This window comes from Luminiphilus syltensis NOR5-1B (genome assembly GCF_000158175.1).
Lineage (GTDB): Bacteria > Pseudomonadota > Gammaproteobacteria > Pseudomonadales > Halieaceae > Luminiphilus > Luminiphilus syltensis.
Genome location: NZ_DS999411.1, coordinates 2,540,374 through 2,556,540 on the forward strand (window position 1 = coordinate 2,540,374; position 16,167 = coordinate 2,556,540).

The following is a 16,167-nucleotide window of genomic DNA, read 5'->3' on the forward strand; positions in this document are numbered from 1 at the left end:
AATGTCAGTAGAAACATTTGATGTCAGCAAGGACGCATTGCACGTGTCGCCAGATGCGGCGGTCCACCTGAAGCAGCAACTGGAGCGCTTTGGCGGTCGGGGCGTGCGCTTGAGTGTCAAAGAAAGTGGCTGTACCGGTTACATGTACGTCATGGATCAGGTGGAGCAGAGTGAAGCCGGTGATGTGGTGATGAATCTGGACAATGGACTTGAGCTCTATATTGATCCCGAGTCGCTGCCTGTTTTGCAGGGCACAGAGATTGCCTATGAGAAAGAAGGCATCAACCGCACCATTAAATTTCATAATCCCAACGTCACCGCCGCCTGCGGGTGTGGTGAGAGCTTTAGCGTTAACTGAGGATAAATCATGAGCGCTCAGGAGAGAACGCTACTGACGACCCGGCGTGATTGTCCGGGAAGGTTGGTGCCTGTGGGTGACAAGGTGACGATTCCCGAGAGTAGCTTTGTCACGCTGACCCAGTCACTCGGTGGCAACTACACCGTCATACATAACGGCAATATGGTACGCGTCGACGGTACCGATGCCGATGCGCTTGGCCTGGAGCCGCTCTCGCTCCACTTTGAGGAACCGGCCGATGGTCAGATCAGCGAACAGCAGGTGTGGGAGGCGTTGCACACGGTCTTTGATCCCGAGGTGCCCGTTGATCTCGTGAACCTCGGACTGGTTTACAGCATGGAGATCGATCAAGGGTCGGGAACGGTATCGATCGTGATGACCTTGACGGCGCCGGGATGTGGCATGGGTCCTGTGCTTGTGGGCGACGTCGAGTATCGGCTTGCGCAAGTACCCCACGTAAAAAAAGTGATGGTCGATTTGGTCTTTGATCCCCCCTGGAGTCGGGACATGATGTCCGAAGAGGCCAAGCTCGAAACCGGAATGTTTTACTGAGGTGATGTGTGACCAGCCCTGAGAATCCTTTTGGCACCCGTGTCACCGCGGAAGAGATTATCGATACGCTCTCTTTCTTCGACGACTGGGAAGATCGCTATAAATACATCATCGATCTGGGTAAGGAACTCCCCGAACTCCCCGAAGCGCTTCGCACTGAAGAGCGAAAGATCAGAGGGTGTCAAAGTCAGGTATGGATTGATACCGATATTAAGGGGGGCCGGCTGCAGTTAAACGCGGACAGCGATGCCTTTATCGTTAAAGGGCTTCTGGGTGTAGTACTGGCCGCTTACAACAACAAAACACCGTCGGAAATTCTTGATTTTGATATCGACGCCTACTTTGAGTCGCTGGATCTTCTCGGCCATCTCTCGCCAACTCGCGGGAACGGCCTGAGGGCCATGGTGGCACGCATTCGAGAGATTGCCGCAGCAGCGTAGTACCCGTTAAGCCATTTGGCCATGCTAATCATTTAAAGCGCGGTCGGTTATGGCTGAGTGGGTATCCTTGCCATGCGCGTACAGGAAAGCTTTGGGTTATCAATGCGAGATAAGATGGTGGGGAAGCTAACTCCCATTCCAGGCGACGATCCATGAAGCCGGGCAGGCAGATATTCCGATGGTTTTCTATAGCGGTCGCTGTGGTGGTAACCGGCTACCTGCTTTATGTGGACCAGCCCTCGCCGATCGAGGGGCAGCTACCCGGTGATGCGATACCGGTCAGCATTCAGCGTATCAGTGACGGGGATTCGTTTAAGTTGCGCGATGGTACTCGCGTGCGTTTATTGGGCATCGATGCTCCGGAATTGGATCAGGCTTATGGCCGTCAATCGAGAAAAGATCTTATAAAGTTCACTGACACGGTGGTGTATCTAAAGCAAAAAGATATCGACAGCTACGGACGCGTGGTCGGTGTGTTATGGACCGCAGAAGGCGTGAACGTTAATCAGGCCATGGTCTGCAGTGGGTCCGCCTGGTGGTATGAACGCTATGCAGCCAACAACACCGCACTCCGCGGTTGCCAGCGCTCGGCACGGGATCAACGGCGCGGGCTGTGGGCCGCCAACAACCCGGTTGCACCATGGCAATGGCGGCGCGATGGCGCGTCCAGGCGCTAAGCGGGTCGTTAATTACATCGATGTTTTTGGGAGAGCGGATCTGCGCTGGATGCAAATAGTCTGGTGCCTGGTGCCACCGAAACACACGGAATGTTGAGGTATGTATTCCTGTCAGGGCAGATGCGCTGAGCGTTGCGCAAGCGGCGCGGTCATTCCTGGCGTTGAAACCCCGTTATCGCTGTGTGGCCGATCAATCCGCCAGTTTCACCGTTAACGCCTTAAAGAACTCATAGGGATCGACCCCCTCCTTACCTTCGGGTTTGGGCTGGGCGCCCAGCATCGCCACCACCAGATTGCTTTCGGGATGAATGTAGATGAACTGCCCAAAAATCCCGATGGCCGCATAGGCGTCCATTTCCAGTAACCACCACATATATCCGTATTCGGAACCATACATAGGGTTGGGACCCGGCGAGGTGGCGTCGGCGATCCAGCCCGCGGGCAAGGTCGGTTCACCGTTGATCATGCCGCCATTCAACATGAACAGTCCGAATCGCGCGTAGTCCCGCAGTGTCGCCGAGAGACCACTGCCGCCAATTTCCAGCCCCTCGGGTGATCCCAGCCACCAGGAGGCATCCGACGCCATGCCGAAGGGTCGCCAGACCTTTTCTGACAGGTAATCGGCCACAGGTTGGCCAGTTGCAGCGGCCACCAATGCGCCAACCACCTGGGTCTCTCCCGTGCTGTAGTGTTGCACCGCACCGGGTGGATGCCGGCGCTCGAGTGACCCCATCAATGCCAGTATCGATCCGGGTTCCTGTGAAATCTGTGCCTCGAGCATGGATCGTCGGTCCGATGTGGGATCGGTATACGTCTCGTTCCAGGCGACCCCTGATGCCATCTGCAGCAGGTGACGTACGGTGACGCCGTCGTAGGCGGTATCCTTAAATGCGGGCAGGTAGTCGGTCAGGGGGTCATCGATCGATGCAATGTAGCCATCGTGGATTGCCATACCCACAAGTGTTGCGGTAATGGACTTCACCACGGACATCGACATCCAACGGGTATCTCGGTGGTTTCCGAGCAGGTATTTTTCGAAGAGCACTTCGCCGTCTTTGACGATCAATATCCCGCTGACCCTGTTCAGGGAGAGAACGTCATACAGGTCATAGGACTTGCCGGCGGACTCAAACGAAAACGCCTTCAGTGGTTGTGCGGCGTGGGGTAGGGGATAGGGATTCTCGCCTGCGGGGACCCGGCGCGTCGGAAATAACCGATGGATATTGCGAAAGGTGTTGACCTGCTCGTCGGGATACAACGCGCCGTCATAGATTTCTCTCACGGTGCCTATGGTTTCATCATCGTGAGGGAATCCGTCACCTTGGGCCGCGATCGGCTGGGCGAGTATCAGGCTGAACGTGATCAGAGCTCTTGATAAGGCCGGATTCATTACAAGGCATCCTCATGGCGGAGTCAGTATTGTGTTGGCCATCATACAGACTACGGCGTGCCCATAAACAGATTGCCGCGGCGAACTCGCCTATAATGCGCGATCGATTAAAGACAGGTTAACCACAACACTATGCAGGAACCAGCCAACCAGGTGCCACCCGCCATCCAAATCGATAGTCTGAGCAAGACCTTTGCCGGCGGTTTTGAGGCGCTGAAAGGGGTTTCGCTTGATGTGTCCAAGGGCGAGATCTTTGCACTTCTCGGACCCAATGGGGCGGGTAAAACAACGCTCATTAGTATTGTATGCGGCCTGGTGAATCCCAGTGGCGGTACCGTTAAAGTGGAAGGTTTCGATATCCTCAGCGACTACCGCGAGACCCGTTCCCGGGTGGGTCTGGTTCCCCAGGAATTAACCACCGACGCGTTCGCTACTGTGTTCGGTACCGTGCGCTTTAGTCGGGGCCTGTTTGGCAAACCCCATGACGACGTCTACGTGGAGCAAGTGCTCCGGGATTTGTCATTGTGGGAGAAGCGCGACAGCGAAGTGCATATGTTGTCCGGAGGCATGAAGCGGCGTTTGCTCATTGCGAAAGCGATGGTGCATGAACCTGATGTTCTATTCCTGGACGAGCCCACCGCCGGTGTTGATGTGGAATTACGGAGGGATATGTGGAATCTCGTGCGCCGGCTGCGAGATCGCGGTGTGACTATTGTGCTGACCACCCATTATATTGAGGAAGCCGAAGAGATGGCCGACCGGGTAGGGGTTATCAATAATGGCGAGCTCATTCTGGTTCAGGAAAAAAACGCGCTGATGCAGCGTTTGGGCGAGAAGCGGTTGGTATTGAAACTGAATGAGCGACTGGACACTATTCCGCCGACGCTTTCTGAGAAATATGAGTTATCCCTCTCCGATGGGGGCGAGACGTTGACCTATGTTTACGATGCCCGCGGCGAGCACACAGGTATTACTGGTCTTCTCTCCGACCTTCGCGATGCCAATCTACATTTCACCGACCTCGATACCGAGCAGAGCTCGCTAGAGGACATCTTTGTCAATCTGGTGGAGCAGCAACGATGAATATTTATGCGATACGCGCCATCTACAAATTTGAAATGGCGAGAACCCAGCGTACCCTGCTGCAGAGCGTGGTCTATCCGGTGCTGTCGACATCATTGTATTTCGTTATTTTTGGTTCGGCGATCGGCTCCCAGATCAACGAGGTCGATGGTATAGCTTATGCGGCGTTTATCGTGCCTGGGCTGATTATGCTGAGCCTGTTAACGCAGAGTGTGTCGAACGCGTCCTTTGCCATTTATTTTCCGCGCTTTAACGGTACGATTTACGAGTTGTTATCTGCCCCCGTTGCGTACTACGAGGTGGTCATTGCCTATGTGGGGGCGGCGGCGACCAAGTCGGTCCTCATTGGCTTGCTAATCCTGGCTACCGCTTACTTTTTCGTCGATCTGAATATCCAGCATCCGCTGATCATGTTGGGTTTTTTAATTCTGACGGCGGTCAGCTTCAGTCTTTTTGGTTTTATCCTGGGAATCTGGGCCGATAATTTTGAAAAGCTGCAGCTGGTTCCCCTGTTGGTAGTGACGCCACTGACGTTTCTTGGGGGAACGTTCTATTCGATAAGCATGCTGCCGCCGTTTTGGCAGAATCTGTCCTTGTTAAATCCGGTTGTGTATCTCATCAGCGGTTTTCGCTGGAGTTTCTATGGTGAGGGCGATGTCAGTATTCTGGCGAGCCTCGGTATGACCCTGGGATTTCTCGCCATCTGCCTGGCGGTAGTGGCCTGGATTTTTCGCACGGGTTATCGGCTTAAACCGTGACTTGCGCTGGCGTCAATCCGGTACGCGACGGGCCCGCTGACCGCCGTTTCCTCGCAAAAACACTGCGTGTTGCACCCTAGAGGCATTTGGGCACAAGGCCAAGAGCCTACAGGATAACTATACCCGCTCGGTGTTCATTACCGATGATTTTGGCAGCGCCAGTCAGCCATAGAGCGGGTCTCCTGAAACTGTTTTTGCCGGTTGTTCAAGAAGTGTTTCGTGAACGCGCACCCAAAAAATGGGAGCACTACTTCCCTGGTTTAAATCAGCATCTGCAAATGGCGGCGGTTCCGCTGTGGGATCACTTCATTTCCACCTGAACCGACGTTACGCTGCTTAAACAGGTGCGAGAAGCCGCAGAGCGAGTGGCGAAGGCGGAGTCAGCAGCCTCGGAGGCCGTCACGCGTGGGTTCCAGAAAACTGTGGATGCTCTGGCCTATGTCGTTGCGGCAAGGGACCCCTACAGCGCAGGCCACGAAGCACGGGTCGCTGAGTTGGCAGTCAGCATTGGCGAGGCGATGGCGCATCATCGACCACACCGCGAGGGTTTGGGAAAAGACTTCGCGCTCGAAGAGATACGCCAGGGGGCCGGCGCCCCGTATGGCCCCGAAGTGGTTAAGGCGTGCCTCAGACTGGAGAAAAACGGCAAGCTCGCCATCTGAAGTCCATTCCCCTGAACGTCGCATTCGCCCGTCCCTGAATTAACCCGGTCTTGACCGGGAGGTCTGTAGTTCCATCAGTTTATTGCTTTCGGCGCACCGGCGCCGTGGGCCAGAATTCCTTAACGAACGTTTTCGGTGTTCACTGAGACGCGGCTGCGTGGGTCGCGTCGCTTCCTACCGATAGTGGTCAACTTTTGGTTTTCTCTGAAATGTTATATCCGCAATTTGTTAAATATAGTCTTTACTTGTTATTGATTGCCCCGTTTTTGGCTTCAGCCGAGGGGCAATCAAGCGCGCTGGAAGAAATCGTCGTCACTGGTCGCAGCCAGGTGTTAGCTGGCGAAGCGCGAAGTGCCTCTGAGGGCGTTATCGGCCAAATGGACCTGGCAATCCGTCCGCTGTTGCGCCCTGGTGATGTTCTCGAAGCGGTGCCCGGCCTGATAGTGACTCAGCACAGTGGTTCGGGTAAATCGAATCAGATGTTCCTGCGAGGCTTCAATCTGGACCATGGTACTGACTTTGCGACCTGGGTCGATGGTATGCCCGTCAATATGCGCACTCACGGTCATGGGCAGGGATACACGGATATCAACTTTCTGATTCCCGAAACTATTGAGCGCATGGATTATGTGAAAGGCCCTTACCACGCCGAGCTCGGTGATTTTTCTTCCGCTGGTGGCGTCCACATCGACACCGTCGAACGTATAGCGACAAATCGGCTGACGGTGGGTGTGGGCGAGAACGGTTACCAGCGACTGCTGGCCATGGGCGGCATGGATCTGGGTGACGTTCACTTGTCTGGTGCGCTGGAGGGGCAGGGTTATGACGGTCCCTGGACCGATATTGATGAGAACGTTCGAAAGCGTAACGGTCTCCTGAAGCTGGCTGGCGGCGATGATTCAAGTCGCTGGTCCACCACCTTGATGGTTTACAGGAACGAATGGAATTCCGCAGACCAGATCCCCGAGCGCGCTGTACGTCAGAATCTGATCGACGAATTGGGTTCAATCGATACGACCCTGGGCGGTGATACCCAGCGCATCAGCCTCTCCGGAAAATACAGTTATGCGCATCAGGATTATCGCTCCGAGTGGCGCGCCTACGTTATCGATTACGAGCTGAGCCTTTGGTCAAATTTTACTTATTTTCTCGACGATCCCACCTCAGGTGATCAGTTCAGGCAGGAAGATAGCCGTAGGGTCTATGGCGGTAGCTATAACCGCTCCGTGTCTGCGGGCGACAACGATCAGATGCAGCATACCTTCGGGGTTCAATGGCGTTACGACGACATCGAAAACGTTGGGCTTTACCGCACTCGGGCGCGCCAGCAGGTAGATACGGTGCGGGAAGACCGCGTTGATCAGGCAAGTGTCGGGTTGTTTTACGAGTTGGCCTGGGAACTGAATGACGATTGGCGAGCCCTGCTGGGAGTACGCGGTGACCACCAATGGTTCGATGTTGACGCACAGGAGCCCGCTAATGCCGGCAAGGATTCCGATTCGATCGTCAGCCCCAAGGTGAGTTTGATTTACGCCTTCTCTGAAACCAGTGAGGCCTACCTTAGCGGTGGGTATGGCTTCCACTCCAATGATGCACGTGGTGTGACGATCAGCCTAGATCCCGTAACCGGTGGGCCTGTGTCTCCGGTGGACCCCCTGGTGCAATCGAGGGGAGGGGAGCTGGGTTTCAAGAGCCTTTGGCTCGAGGGGTGGAATTCGTCTCTGGCAGTGTGGTACCTCGAGCTTGAGTCAGAACTCCTATTCGTAGGTGATGCCGGTAATACGGAAGCCAGTCGACCGAGCGAGCGTTGGGGTGTCGAGTTCAACAATTTCTGGGCGGTAAGTGACATCTGGTCCATCGAAGCGGATTTCGCCTGGACGGATGCCCAGTTCAGCGACAATGCTCCTGAGGGTGACGAGATTCCTGGAGCTCTGGGTTGGGTGGCAAGCGGTGCGGTGTCTGCGCGCTACCCTGGCGGGTGGTTTGGTTCAATCAGACTGCGGCATTTTGACGGAGCCCCACTTATAGAGGATGGCAGTGTCAAGGCCGATGGATCGACTATGGCTAATCTCGCCGTGGGTTGGGCGGGTGATGTTTGGCGAGTACAGATGGACGTGCTCAATGCCCTGGATTCCGACGATCACGATATCGATTATTTTTATGCCTCTCGCCTTCCTGGCGAGGCCGCTGAGGGCGTCGAGGATATTCACTATCACGTCTTTGAGCCGAGGCAGATTAGGTTGTACCTGAGCCTTAATTTTTGACGAGTGATCATAGTGTGTCGTAAAGACCACTCATCGTGGGAAGATCTCCCCCGTAATAATCACCGCTGTCCGGTATGTATTTTGGCGGTCTGTAGTGGTTAATCGAACCCGATGGGTTCTCTTCCTTCGCTAATCGCCTGCCCAATAAAAAACGCCCCAGAAGGGGCGTTTTTTATCAGTGTGGCGGTGGGCTAAGGATTCGAACCTTAGGAGGGGATAAACCCTCAACGGTTTTCAAGACCGCCGCTTTCGACCACTCAGCCAGCCCACCGTGTTTGCATGCGATCAATGTCGCAAAGCAGCGCGCATTATAGCCAGCCGCGCTGCAGGTTCAACCTTATCCGTTCGCTTCTTCGGCAAATAAATCCTGGGTTCCCGAATCCTGCCCGGATGGGGCGGCATCGCTCTGCGCTTCGCGCTTCAACCGCGGATCATTGCTCGCCCGAGGAACATCCTGTGAAATCACCGATACCGGAGGCGCCTCGGGTGCTGCAAAGAGGCTGGTGTGCGCTGTTTCCACGCTGACCTCGGCCACCGGTTTAGGTGCTACCCGCGGGTCATTGATGGCACGGCCTTTTTCGGTGAGCCCGGCCCGGCTCGCCGGCGCCGCGTCCGCCTCAGAGGGTGCGGGCTGGGGAGTAGGCACGGCCGTTTTCTTGGCGACAGGTTTGGGTTGCTCTTCCGCGGCTTCTGGCGCTGCGACGGGCTCTTCAGCGACCGTTTCGGCAGGCGCTTCCTGCGGCTGTTGATCAGCTACAGTGGCAGAACTCTCCACCTCCGCAGTTTCATTTTCGCTCTCTGAAGCGGCCGCAGGGACAGGCTCAGTGGATGGTTTGTCTGCGTCAACCTCAGCCGCTTGTGTGGGCTCAACGGTGGCGTCAGCCGACTCATTGGTGTCTTCAGCCACTGCTGCTGCCGCATCGACTTCGGGCTTGGGACCACGACGGCGACGTCGGCGACCCTCGCGGCGCATCTCCTGCGGACGATGACGGGCTTCGCTGGTATCGGAAGTCGTCTCGTCAGCGTCACTATCGGGCGTGTCCACGGTTGCGGCCACTGCGTCGTCTTCGGCATCTTCATCAGCGGTAACGCCAGTGTCTTCACTGACGTTTCCATTTTCGTCGCCATTGTTCCGGCGCTGACCGCCGCGCCGGCCGCGTCGGCGGCGACTGCGTTTTGGCTTATCGTCCTGCTCTTGATCATCGGTGTCGGTGTCAGACGCGCTGGCGGATGCTTCATCCTCTGCCTCGCTGGCGTCCTGCGATTCGCTGGCTTGTTCACTATCGCTTCGCTTACCGCCGCGCCGGCGATTACGACCACCGCGACTTCTGCGCTGTCCATCGCGGCTTCTGCCCTGGTCGTCACTCGATTCGGTGTTCTCTCTTTCAGTGGTCGACGCAGCTTCTTCCTCGGTGGCGGACGACGTGTCCTCCGGAGCAGGAGCTGGCGCGAACAAGGTGCTGAGAAACTTAGAGACCAGACCGGGCTTGCTGGGTGCGGCCGCAGGTGTGGGTGCGGCCACGGGCGCAGCAGGAGCCTCAGCTACGGCGGGCGCTACCTGTGCCGGTGCCGGCTGGCTCGGCGTCACGCCGCGCACCAAAGCCTGGGGTGCGATGGCTGCGGTATTTTCTTCTTCCTGCACAGCCATAGGCGGTGGCGTTTCTATCTCGACATCAAAGCTGTGAGTTTCTTCCTCTTCAACCTCATCCTCACGCAAGCGGACAAGTTCAAAATGGGGGGTTTCCATATGCGGATTGGGGATGATGAGCAGGCGTACGCTGCTTTGCGCTTCGATGTCATTGACCGCGGCGCGCTTTTCATTGAGCAGAAAGGCGGCAACATCCACGGGGACAATGGCGCGAACCTCGGCGGTTTTTTCCTTGGTGGCTTCCTCGAGCATCAGCCGGAGGATCGCCAATCCCAGAGATTTGGTATCGCGGATCGTGCCTTGCCCGGTACAGCGTGGGCACACCATTCCGCTGGTTTCACCGAGGGAAGGCCGCAGGCGCTGCCTCGACATCTCGAGGAGTCCAAAGCGGGAGATTCGACCCACCTGTACCCGCGCGCGATCGATTTCCAGTGCGTCGCGGATTCGATTCTCGACCGCCCGCTGATTTTTACTGGCATTCATATCGATGAAGTCGATGACGATCAGGCCGCCCATGTCACGCAGTCGAAGCTGTCGCGCTATTTCTTCGGCGGCTTCGAGATTGGTGTTGAGCGCGGTCTGCTCGATATCAGAGCCTTTCGTGGCTCGGGCAGAGTTGATATCGATTGAAACCAGGGCCTCAGTAGGGTCGATAACAATTGAGCCACCCGATGGCAGCCGCACTTCGCGGGAAAAAGCGGTCTCTATCTGGCCCTCAACCTGAAAGCGGTTAAACAGCGGGATGGGATCTTCGTAGAACTTGATGCGCTGGCTGTACTTGGGCATGACCATGCTGACAAAATCACTGGCCTGCTTGTAAGCCACGGGGTCGTCGATCAACACCTGATCAACGTCATCGCGCAGATAGTCGCGGATGCTACGGATGATGACGTCGCTTTCCTGATACAGCAGTACCGGTGACTTGTTGTCGTTGGCGGCCGTTTCGATCGCGTCCCAGAGTTGCAGCAGATAGTCGAGATCCCACTGTAGTTCCTCGCTTGAACGCCCAACCCCCGCGGTTCGGATGATTACACCCATACCGTCGGGAATGTTGAGTTCGGCGAGTGCATCCCGGAGTTCGGATCGGTCGTCGCCTTCGATACGCCGCGAGATGCCGCCGGCCTTGGGGTTGTTGGGCATCAATACCATGTACCGGCCCGCGAGGCTGATAAAGGAGGTCAGTGCCGCGCCTTTGCTACCACGTTCCTCCTTGTCCACCTGAACCAGTAGCTCGGTGCCTTCTTTCAGAACATCGCGAATCTTGACACGGCCTTCACCGGAGGGCGCGTTGGTGCGGTAGTACTGGTGGGCAATTTCTTTCAGCGGCAGAAAGCCGTGTCGGTCGGCGCCGAAGTCGACGAATGCCGCCTCGAGGCTCGGTTCCACGCGAGTCACTTTCGCCTTGTAGACATTGGCCTTGGTCGCCACTCGCGAGCGGTTTTCGATATCGAGGTCGTACAAACGCTGTCCATCGACAAGTGCAACGCGGACCTCTTCGGCCTGCGTGGCATTGATAAGCATTTTTTTCATGGGGTTCTTCCAGTTGTTGCGGCAACTGGGCGGGGTGCGCCGAGCGTTTGCTCGGTGAGATGATCGAGTTACTGCCCATTGCTGGGCTACGTTTGGCGCCTACCGTTGCCGATAGAATCGTCTGTTTACGGTATCTCGACGTTTCTTTTCCGGAGAGCGTCGATTGGCGACACCCTCAAAAATTTCGCACCGCGTCCATTGATCCGCGGATTTCCTAAAAAATTCGGCAGCGCTTTCCGCTCTTACGGGGTAATCGGTACAGGTCCCGGAGTGGTTGTCGCGCCGAAGCAGCGTACTGTTGGTTATAGGGGTGATCGATCGGGTTCGCTGAACAGTGAGCGAAATGCCTGCAGTGATCTGGCCGGTTCCCCTGGCAACATCAGGCTGCTGGGTGGCGGGCCGGGAAGTGTCGGCGTTGGCGCGGCGGTGGTACCATGCCCCTCGGGCAGCGGTACCGGTTATTGCCGCTCTCATCGAACGATTCTCCCTACATCCGCCGCCGAATGTAGCACTCAACAGTAAGTGATTCAATTGCTGGGAAATTATTACCGATGTCTGAAAATCGAGTCAGCGCGCGCCTGGTGACCGTCACCGAGGAGGAATCCGGCCAGAGGCTCGATAATTATTTGCTGCGGACGCTCCAGGGCGTGCCCAAAACCCGGCTCTATCGTGCGGTTCGCAAGGGTGAAGTTCGCGTTAATAAAGGGCGAGCTAAAGTGGATCTGCGCTTAAAAGCCGGCGATACGGTGCGACTGCCTCCGTTGGTTGCGTCCCAACCCAAGGGTCCTGCCCCGGTTTCCGGCCGCTGGCGTAAAGCCATCGGGGGCTCGATAGTGCTGGATACCGCCGACTTGCTGGCCCTGAACAAGCCCTCGGGCCTCGCTGTACACGGTGGCAGTGGTGTCGATGTCGGGTTGATTGAGAGTCTGCGTGCGATGTTCCCCGAACAACGTTATCTCGAGCTGGTCCATCGGCTTGATCGTGATACGTCGGGACTGATTCTGGTTGCGAAAAGAGCCAGTGTGCTCCGGGACCTGCATGCACAGCTGCGCGATGGCGAGATCGACAAGCGCTACCAGTGCCTGGTGAGCGGGCGTTGGCCTGCCTATTTAAAACAGGTGGATGGACCGCTGGAGCGCTATTCTCTGGCGTCTGGTGAGCGACGGGTTCGGGTCAGTGTTGACGGAAAGCCTTCGCTGACGCGGTTCAGGGTTCTTGAACGGTTTCAAGACGCGACCCTGCTCGAAGCAAAGCCCGTCAGTGGCAGAACCCATCAGATCCGCGTTCACGCCTTGCAGGCGGGGCATCCCATTTTAGGTGATGCCAAATACAGCAATGCAGAGAGTGAAGCCCTCACTGCTGCTGTGACCGCAAATCGCCTGTTTCTGCACGCTGAAAGCCTTCGATTTAAGCTTGGGGATCACCCCTGTGAGCTCTCGGCGCCACTCGATTCGTCCCTACGCGCCGTGTTGGAGCGGCTGCGCTCGCGGGGGAATTGACAGGCCCTGACCCCGCAGCAACTGGCACAAGGTGATTAAGGGTAGGCCCTCCAGCGCGGTCGGGTCATCACCTTCGAGGCGCCGGAATAGGGCGATGCCCAGCGACTCCCAGCGAAAGCTGCCCGCGCAATCCAGTGGCGAGTCAGCCGCAATATAGGCTTTGATCTCGGCAGTCGACAGTTCACGCAGGTGCACCCGGTAGGGTACAACGCGCGTCACACATTCGTTCTTGCCCGGTATCCAGAGGCACAGCCCGGTATGAAAATCCATCGTTTTACCCGCGCAATAGCGAAGCTGATCCACCGCTTTTTCCGCGGTGCCGGGTTTGCCAAGGTAGCGTCCGTCACACCAGGCGACCTGGTCGCTCCCTATGACCAATCCCCCAGTTACGTCTATAGAGCGGGCCTTCTCGGTCGCGAGGCGCTCGGCATTTTCTGCGGGTGTGCTACTGGGATCGAGGCATTCGTCTACCTGAGGCGACTGAATCGCGAAGTCGAGCCGCAGGCGGCGTAGCAGCGCTGCCCGCCAGCGGGAGGTGGATGCCAGTGTTAGCGATGGCGGCTGCGATGTGCTCATAAGAATTCCGATTTATCAAAAGCCATTGAAATCACTGAAAATTTTGACAGCTTGTGGGTGCGAAAGTATGATCCGCGGCCATGACTGTAGGCGGATTTCCGAACAAAATCGAGGCGAGGACGCTGGCCGCGCGGGGACGCGATCTGGCGGGTGAGGTTGCGCTCGAGCGAATGCCTCGGTTGCAGCAGGCGATCCTCGGTGCCGATGGTCCGGCCAGCGCCAAAGCGGATTTTTCTCGCGATGAGGAGGGGCGTTATCTTATCGACGTCAGCGTGAGCATGGCGGTAACGGTCCCCTGTCAGCGTTGTCTGCAGCCGATGCGCGTGGCCGTCTCGGGGGAGGCGCGCCTGGCGATTCTCTGGACCGATGACCAGGCGGCGGCGTTACCGGAGGGTATCGAGCCGCTGGTCACCGGGGAGGAAACGGACCTCTGGGCCGTTGCGGAGGATGAATTATTGCTCGCTTTGCCGCCGTTCAGTTACCACAACGATATCGACTGCGCTGCGGAAGTGGGGATTGTTGTCCCTGATTCCGGGGTCAAGATGCCCGAAATGACCGAAAAATCTGGAAATAATCCCTTCAGCGTGCTTTCAGAGCTGAAAAAAGATCAAAAATAGGGCAGAATTCGCCGCTTCGATTTATTACCCCAATCCGCGCGGCGTATTCAGGCCGCACTTTTAGGAGGCCATCATGGCTGTTCAGAAAAGCAAGAAGACCCGTTCACGTCGTGGAATGCGTCGCTCTCACGACGCCATTGGCGGCGCTACGCTTATGGTCGATCAGACGTCTGGCGAGACCCGCCTTCGCCACCATATGAGTGCTGACGGTTTTTATCGTGGTAAGAAAGTGCTCAATATCGGCGACGACGACTAAATCATCTCAAGGGCCAACGCCCTTTTGTCTCTATGTAGGCATTGATCCCTGGTGGGCTGTCCCGCTGGGGAAGCCTCTTGACGGCGTTTTGGCGTGATAATGGGAGAACAACAGTTGGGTAATTTGGCGTTTTTGTTTCCCGGTCAGGGGGCCCAGGCGGTCGGTATGCTGGCGGATGCCCATGCGGCATTTCCGGAAATCGGCACCACGTTTCAAGAGGCGTCTGATGCACTGGGTTACGATGTCTGGGACCTGGTGGTCAGCGGCCCGGCTGAGCAGTTATCCCTGACCGAAAAAACCCAGCCGATCATACTCACCGCCAGTGTAGCGCTGTATCGCGCATGGTGCGCAAATGGCGGTGCCAGGCCCAGTGTCGTCGCAGGCCATAGTCTTGGAGAGTTCTCGGCGTTGGTGGCCGCAGAGTCCCTCGCATTCGACGACGCGGTCAAATTGGTTCGACAACGTGGGCAGGCGATGCAGTTGGCGGTACCCGTCGGAGTGGGCGCTATGGCGGCCATCCTGGGTGTTCCCGACGAAGACGTCGTCGCCGTCTGCACAAGAATCAGCGACGGAGCCGCGCATCACGTCTCTGCCGTGAATTTCAATTCTCCGGGCCAGGTCGTTATTGCCGGACACGCCGCTGCGGTGGAGGAGGCGATTGCCGCGCTCAAGGAAGCCGGTGCCAAGCGCGCTATGCCGCTGCCCGTGAGCGCACCTTTCCATACTCCCCTGATGCGTCCAGCGGGCGAGGTACTTGAACAAGCGCTCAGTGAAATCGCGGTTGACGATCCGATCGTCCCCGTGGTCAGCAACGTGAACGCCGAGTTGCAAACAGACGGCACCGTCATTAAGCGATTGCTGGTCGAGCAGATAGCGAGTCCCGTTCTGTGGACACAATGTGTCCAGACCATGCTCGATCAGGGTTGCGATCGCTTCATCGAGTGCGGTCCAGGCAAGGTGCTTTCGGGTTTGGTCAAGCGAGTCAGTAAGGCGGTTTCAGTGGCGTCCATAGAAGCGCCGGATGCGCTCAAGGGCGCAATCGAGTAACCCGGCAATGCATTCCAGGGCGCACTAACTATGACAGACGATAAAAGCGAAGGCCGAATTGCACTGGTAACAGGTGCCAGTCGCGGTATTGGTAAAGCCATTGCCAAGCGGTTGGTCGCCGATGGCCACCGGGTAATCGGTACCGCAACCAGCGAAAAAGGTGCGGCAGCGATATCCGAATGGCTGGTGCCCGAGGGGGGCGCCGGCAAGGTGCTCGATGTATCGAACGATGAGAGCGTCGAGGCGTGTCTGAGCGCCATCGTGGCTGAATTCGGCGCGCCGCATATTCTGGTCAATAATGCGGGAATAACCCGGGATAATTTACTCATGCGTATGAAGAGCGATGAGTGGATGTCGGTAATCGACACCAATCTGTCATCGCTGTATCGCCTGAGTAAAGGGTGTTTGCGCGGAATGACCAAAGCGCGCTGGGGAAGGATTATCAATGTCTCGTCGGTGGTCGGCGCGATGGGCAATCCCGGCCAGAGTAACTACGCCGCCAGCAAGGCCGGCAGTGAGGGTTTTACCCGGGCGTTGGCGAAAGAACTGGGCTCCCGCTCCATCACGGTCAATTGTGTAGCGCCGGGCTTTATCGATACCGATATGACCCAGGCACTCGCCGATGATCAGCGCGATGCCATGCTGGGACAGATACCACTCGGCAGACTCGGTAGCGCGGAAGAAATTGCCGCTGTTGTGGCTTTTCTGACGAGTGAGGGCGCCGCCTACATCACCGGAGAAACCATCCACATCAATGGCGGAATGTACATGGGTTAACGCCCAGGCAAAAAAAAAGGTTTTACTGGTTCG

At 56.9% G+C, this 16,167-nt stretch carries 17 protein-coding genes and 1 tRNA gene; 14 read left to right on the top strand and 4 right to left on the bottom strand.

All coding sequences use genetic code 11. From position 1 onward, the window contains the following. Position 1 precedes the first annotated feature (1 nt). From NOR51B_RS11485 to NOR51B_RS11500, 4 genes are all read left to right on the top strand, one after another. Positions 2 to 358, top strand: a complete 357-nt coding sequence (locus NOR51B_RS11485) for a HesB/IscA family protein (protein ID WP_009020739.1) — start codon at positions 2 to 4, stop codon at positions 356 to 358. 9 nt (positions 359 to 367) lie between these two features. Then, positions 368 to 910, top strand: a complete 543-nt coding sequence (gene sufT, locus NOR51B_RS11490; RefSeq protein ID WP_040482070.1) for a putative Fe-S cluster assembly protein SufT — start codon at positions 368 to 370, stop codon at positions 908 to 910. Between the two features lie 8 nt (positions 911 to 918). After that, a complete protein-coding gene (locus NOR51B_RS11495) occupies positions 919 to 1,350 on the top strand; it encodes a SufE family protein (RefSeq protein WP_009018996.1) in 432 nt (143 codons plus the stop codon). Positions 1,351 to 1,502: 152 nt separating this feature from the next. Beyond that, positions 1,503 to 2,027 (top strand): thermonuclease family protein, encoded by a 525-nt coding sequence (locus tag NOR51B_RS11500; protein WP_009020106.1) that lies wholly within the window; start codon positions 1,503 to 1,505, stop codon positions 2,025 to 2,027. Between the two features lie 190 nt (positions 2,028 to 2,217). Here NOR51B_RS11500 and NOR51B_RS11505 read toward each other — a convergent pair whose 3' ends face one another. Then, positions 2,218 to 3,417, bottom strand: coding sequence for a serine hydrolase domain-containing protein (locus tag NOR51B_RS11505; RefSeq protein ID WP_009021078.1), 1,200 nt, complete (start codon positions 3,415 to 3,417; stop codon positions 2,218 to 2,220). Between the two features lie 132 nt (positions 3,418 to 3,549). Between NOR51B_RS11505 and NOR51B_RS11510 the strand changes: the two genes are divergently transcribed. The 5 genes from NOR51B_RS11510 (at position 3,550) to NOR51B_RS11525 (ending at position 8,184) form a co-directional block, all read left to right on the top strand. Then, positions 3,550 to 4,500 carry an ABC transporter ATP-binding protein gene (locus NOR51B_RS11510; protein ID WP_009020113.1) on the top strand — a complete coding sequence of 317 codons (951 nt, stop codon included), beginning with the start codon at positions 3,550 to 3,552 and terminating at the stop codon, positions 4,498 to 4,500. Continuing rightward, positions 4,497 to 5,258 carry an ABC transporter permease gene (locus tag NOR51B_RS11515; RefSeq protein WP_009020078.1) on the top strand — a complete coding sequence of 254 codons (762 nt, stop codon included), beginning with the start codon at positions 4,497 to 4,499 and terminating at the stop codon, positions 5,256 to 5,258. Before NOR51B_RS11510 ends, NOR51B_RS11515 begins: the two co-directional genes overlap by 4 nt. Before the next feature lie 143 nt (positions 5,259 to 5,401). Then, positions 5,402 to 5,578, top strand: coding sequence for a hypothetical protein (locus NOR51B_RS15435; protein WP_009019609.1), 177 nt, complete (start codon positions 5,402 to 5,404; stop codon positions 5,576 to 5,578). Positions 5,579 to 5,623: 45 nt separating this feature from the next. Further along, positions 5,624 to 5,920, top strand: a complete 297-nt coding sequence (locus tag NOR51B_RS11520; protein ID WP_154647671.1) for a hypothetical protein — start codon at positions 5,624 to 5,626, stop codon at positions 5,918 to 5,920. Between the two features lie 209 nt (positions 5,921 to 6,129). Then, positions 6,130 to 8,184: a TonB-dependent receptor gene (locus NOR51B_RS11525; RefSeq protein WP_009021341.1), complete on the top strand. Its 2,055-nt coding sequence runs from the start codon at positions 6,130 to 6,132 to the stop codon at positions 8,182 to 8,184. 181 nt (positions 8,185 to 8,365) lie between these two features. Here NOR51B_RS11525 and NOR51B_RS11530 read toward each other — a convergent pair. Together NOR51B_RS11530 and rne are read right to left on the bottom strand one after the other, a co-directional pair. Then, positions 8,366 to 8,455: transfer RNA gene (locus NOR51B_RS11530), tRNA-Ser, on the bottom strand. Between the two features lie 66 nt (positions 8,456 to 8,521). Then, positions 8,522 to 11,362: a ribonuclease E gene (rne, locus tag NOR51B_RS11535; RefSeq protein ID WP_009020636.1), complete on the bottom strand. Its 2,841-nt coding sequence runs from the start codon at positions 11,360 to 11,362 to the stop codon at positions 8,522 to 8,524. 551 nt (positions 11,363 to 11,913) lie between these two features. Between rne and NOR51B_RS11545 the strand changes: the two genes are divergently transcribed. Further along, a complete protein-coding gene (locus tag NOR51B_RS11545; RefSeq protein ID WP_009019884.1) occupies positions 11,914 to 12,861 on the top strand; it encodes an RluA family pseudouridine synthase in 948 nt (315 codons plus the stop codon). Here the strand turns inward: NOR51B_RS11545 and NOR51B_RS11550 are convergent. After that, positions 12,820 to 13,437, bottom strand: a complete 618-nt coding sequence (locus tag NOR51B_RS11550; RefSeq protein WP_040482072.1) for a Maf family protein — start codon at positions 13,435 to 13,437, stop codon at positions 12,820 to 12,822. The two genes, NOR51B_RS11545 and NOR51B_RS11550, sit on opposite strands and share 42 nt — an antisense overlap. An 80-nt stretch (positions 13,438 to 13,517) precedes the next feature. Between NOR51B_RS11550 and NOR51B_RS11555 the strand changes: the two genes are divergently transcribed. The 4 genes from NOR51B_RS11555 to fabG all read left to right on the top strand — a co-directional run bounded on the left by NOR51B_RS11555 (position 13,518) and on the right by fabG (position 16,134). Continuing rightward, the gene (locus NOR51B_RS11555) at positions 13,518 to 14,054 is read left to right on the top strand and encodes a YceD family protein (protein WP_009020995.1); all 537 of its coding nucleotides are present in this window, start codon (positions 13,518 to 13,520) and stop codon (positions 14,052 to 14,054) included. 73 nt (positions 14,055 to 14,127) lie between these two features. After that, the gene (gene rpmF / locus NOR51B_RS11560; protein WP_009021656.1) at positions 14,128 to 14,310 is read left to right on the top strand and encodes a 50S ribosomal protein L32; all 183 of its coding nucleotides are present in this window, start codon (positions 14,128 to 14,130) and stop codon (positions 14,308 to 14,310) included. A gap of 99 nt (positions 14,311 to 14,409) precedes the next feature. After that, positions 14,410 to 15,357, top strand: coding sequence for an ACP S-malonyltransferase (gene fabD / locus NOR51B_RS11565; RefSeq protein ID WP_009020501.1), 948 nt, complete (start codon positions 14,410 to 14,412; stop codon positions 15,355 to 15,357). Positions 15,358 to 15,387: 30 nt separating this feature from the next. Beyond that, positions 15,388 to 16,134: a 3-oxoacyl-ACP reductase FabG gene (fabG, locus tag NOR51B_RS11570; RefSeq protein WP_009018973.1), complete on the top strand. Its 747-nt coding sequence runs from the start codon at positions 15,388 to 15,390 to the stop codon at positions 16,132 to 16,134. Positions 16,135 to 16,167: the final 33 nt, after the last annotated feature.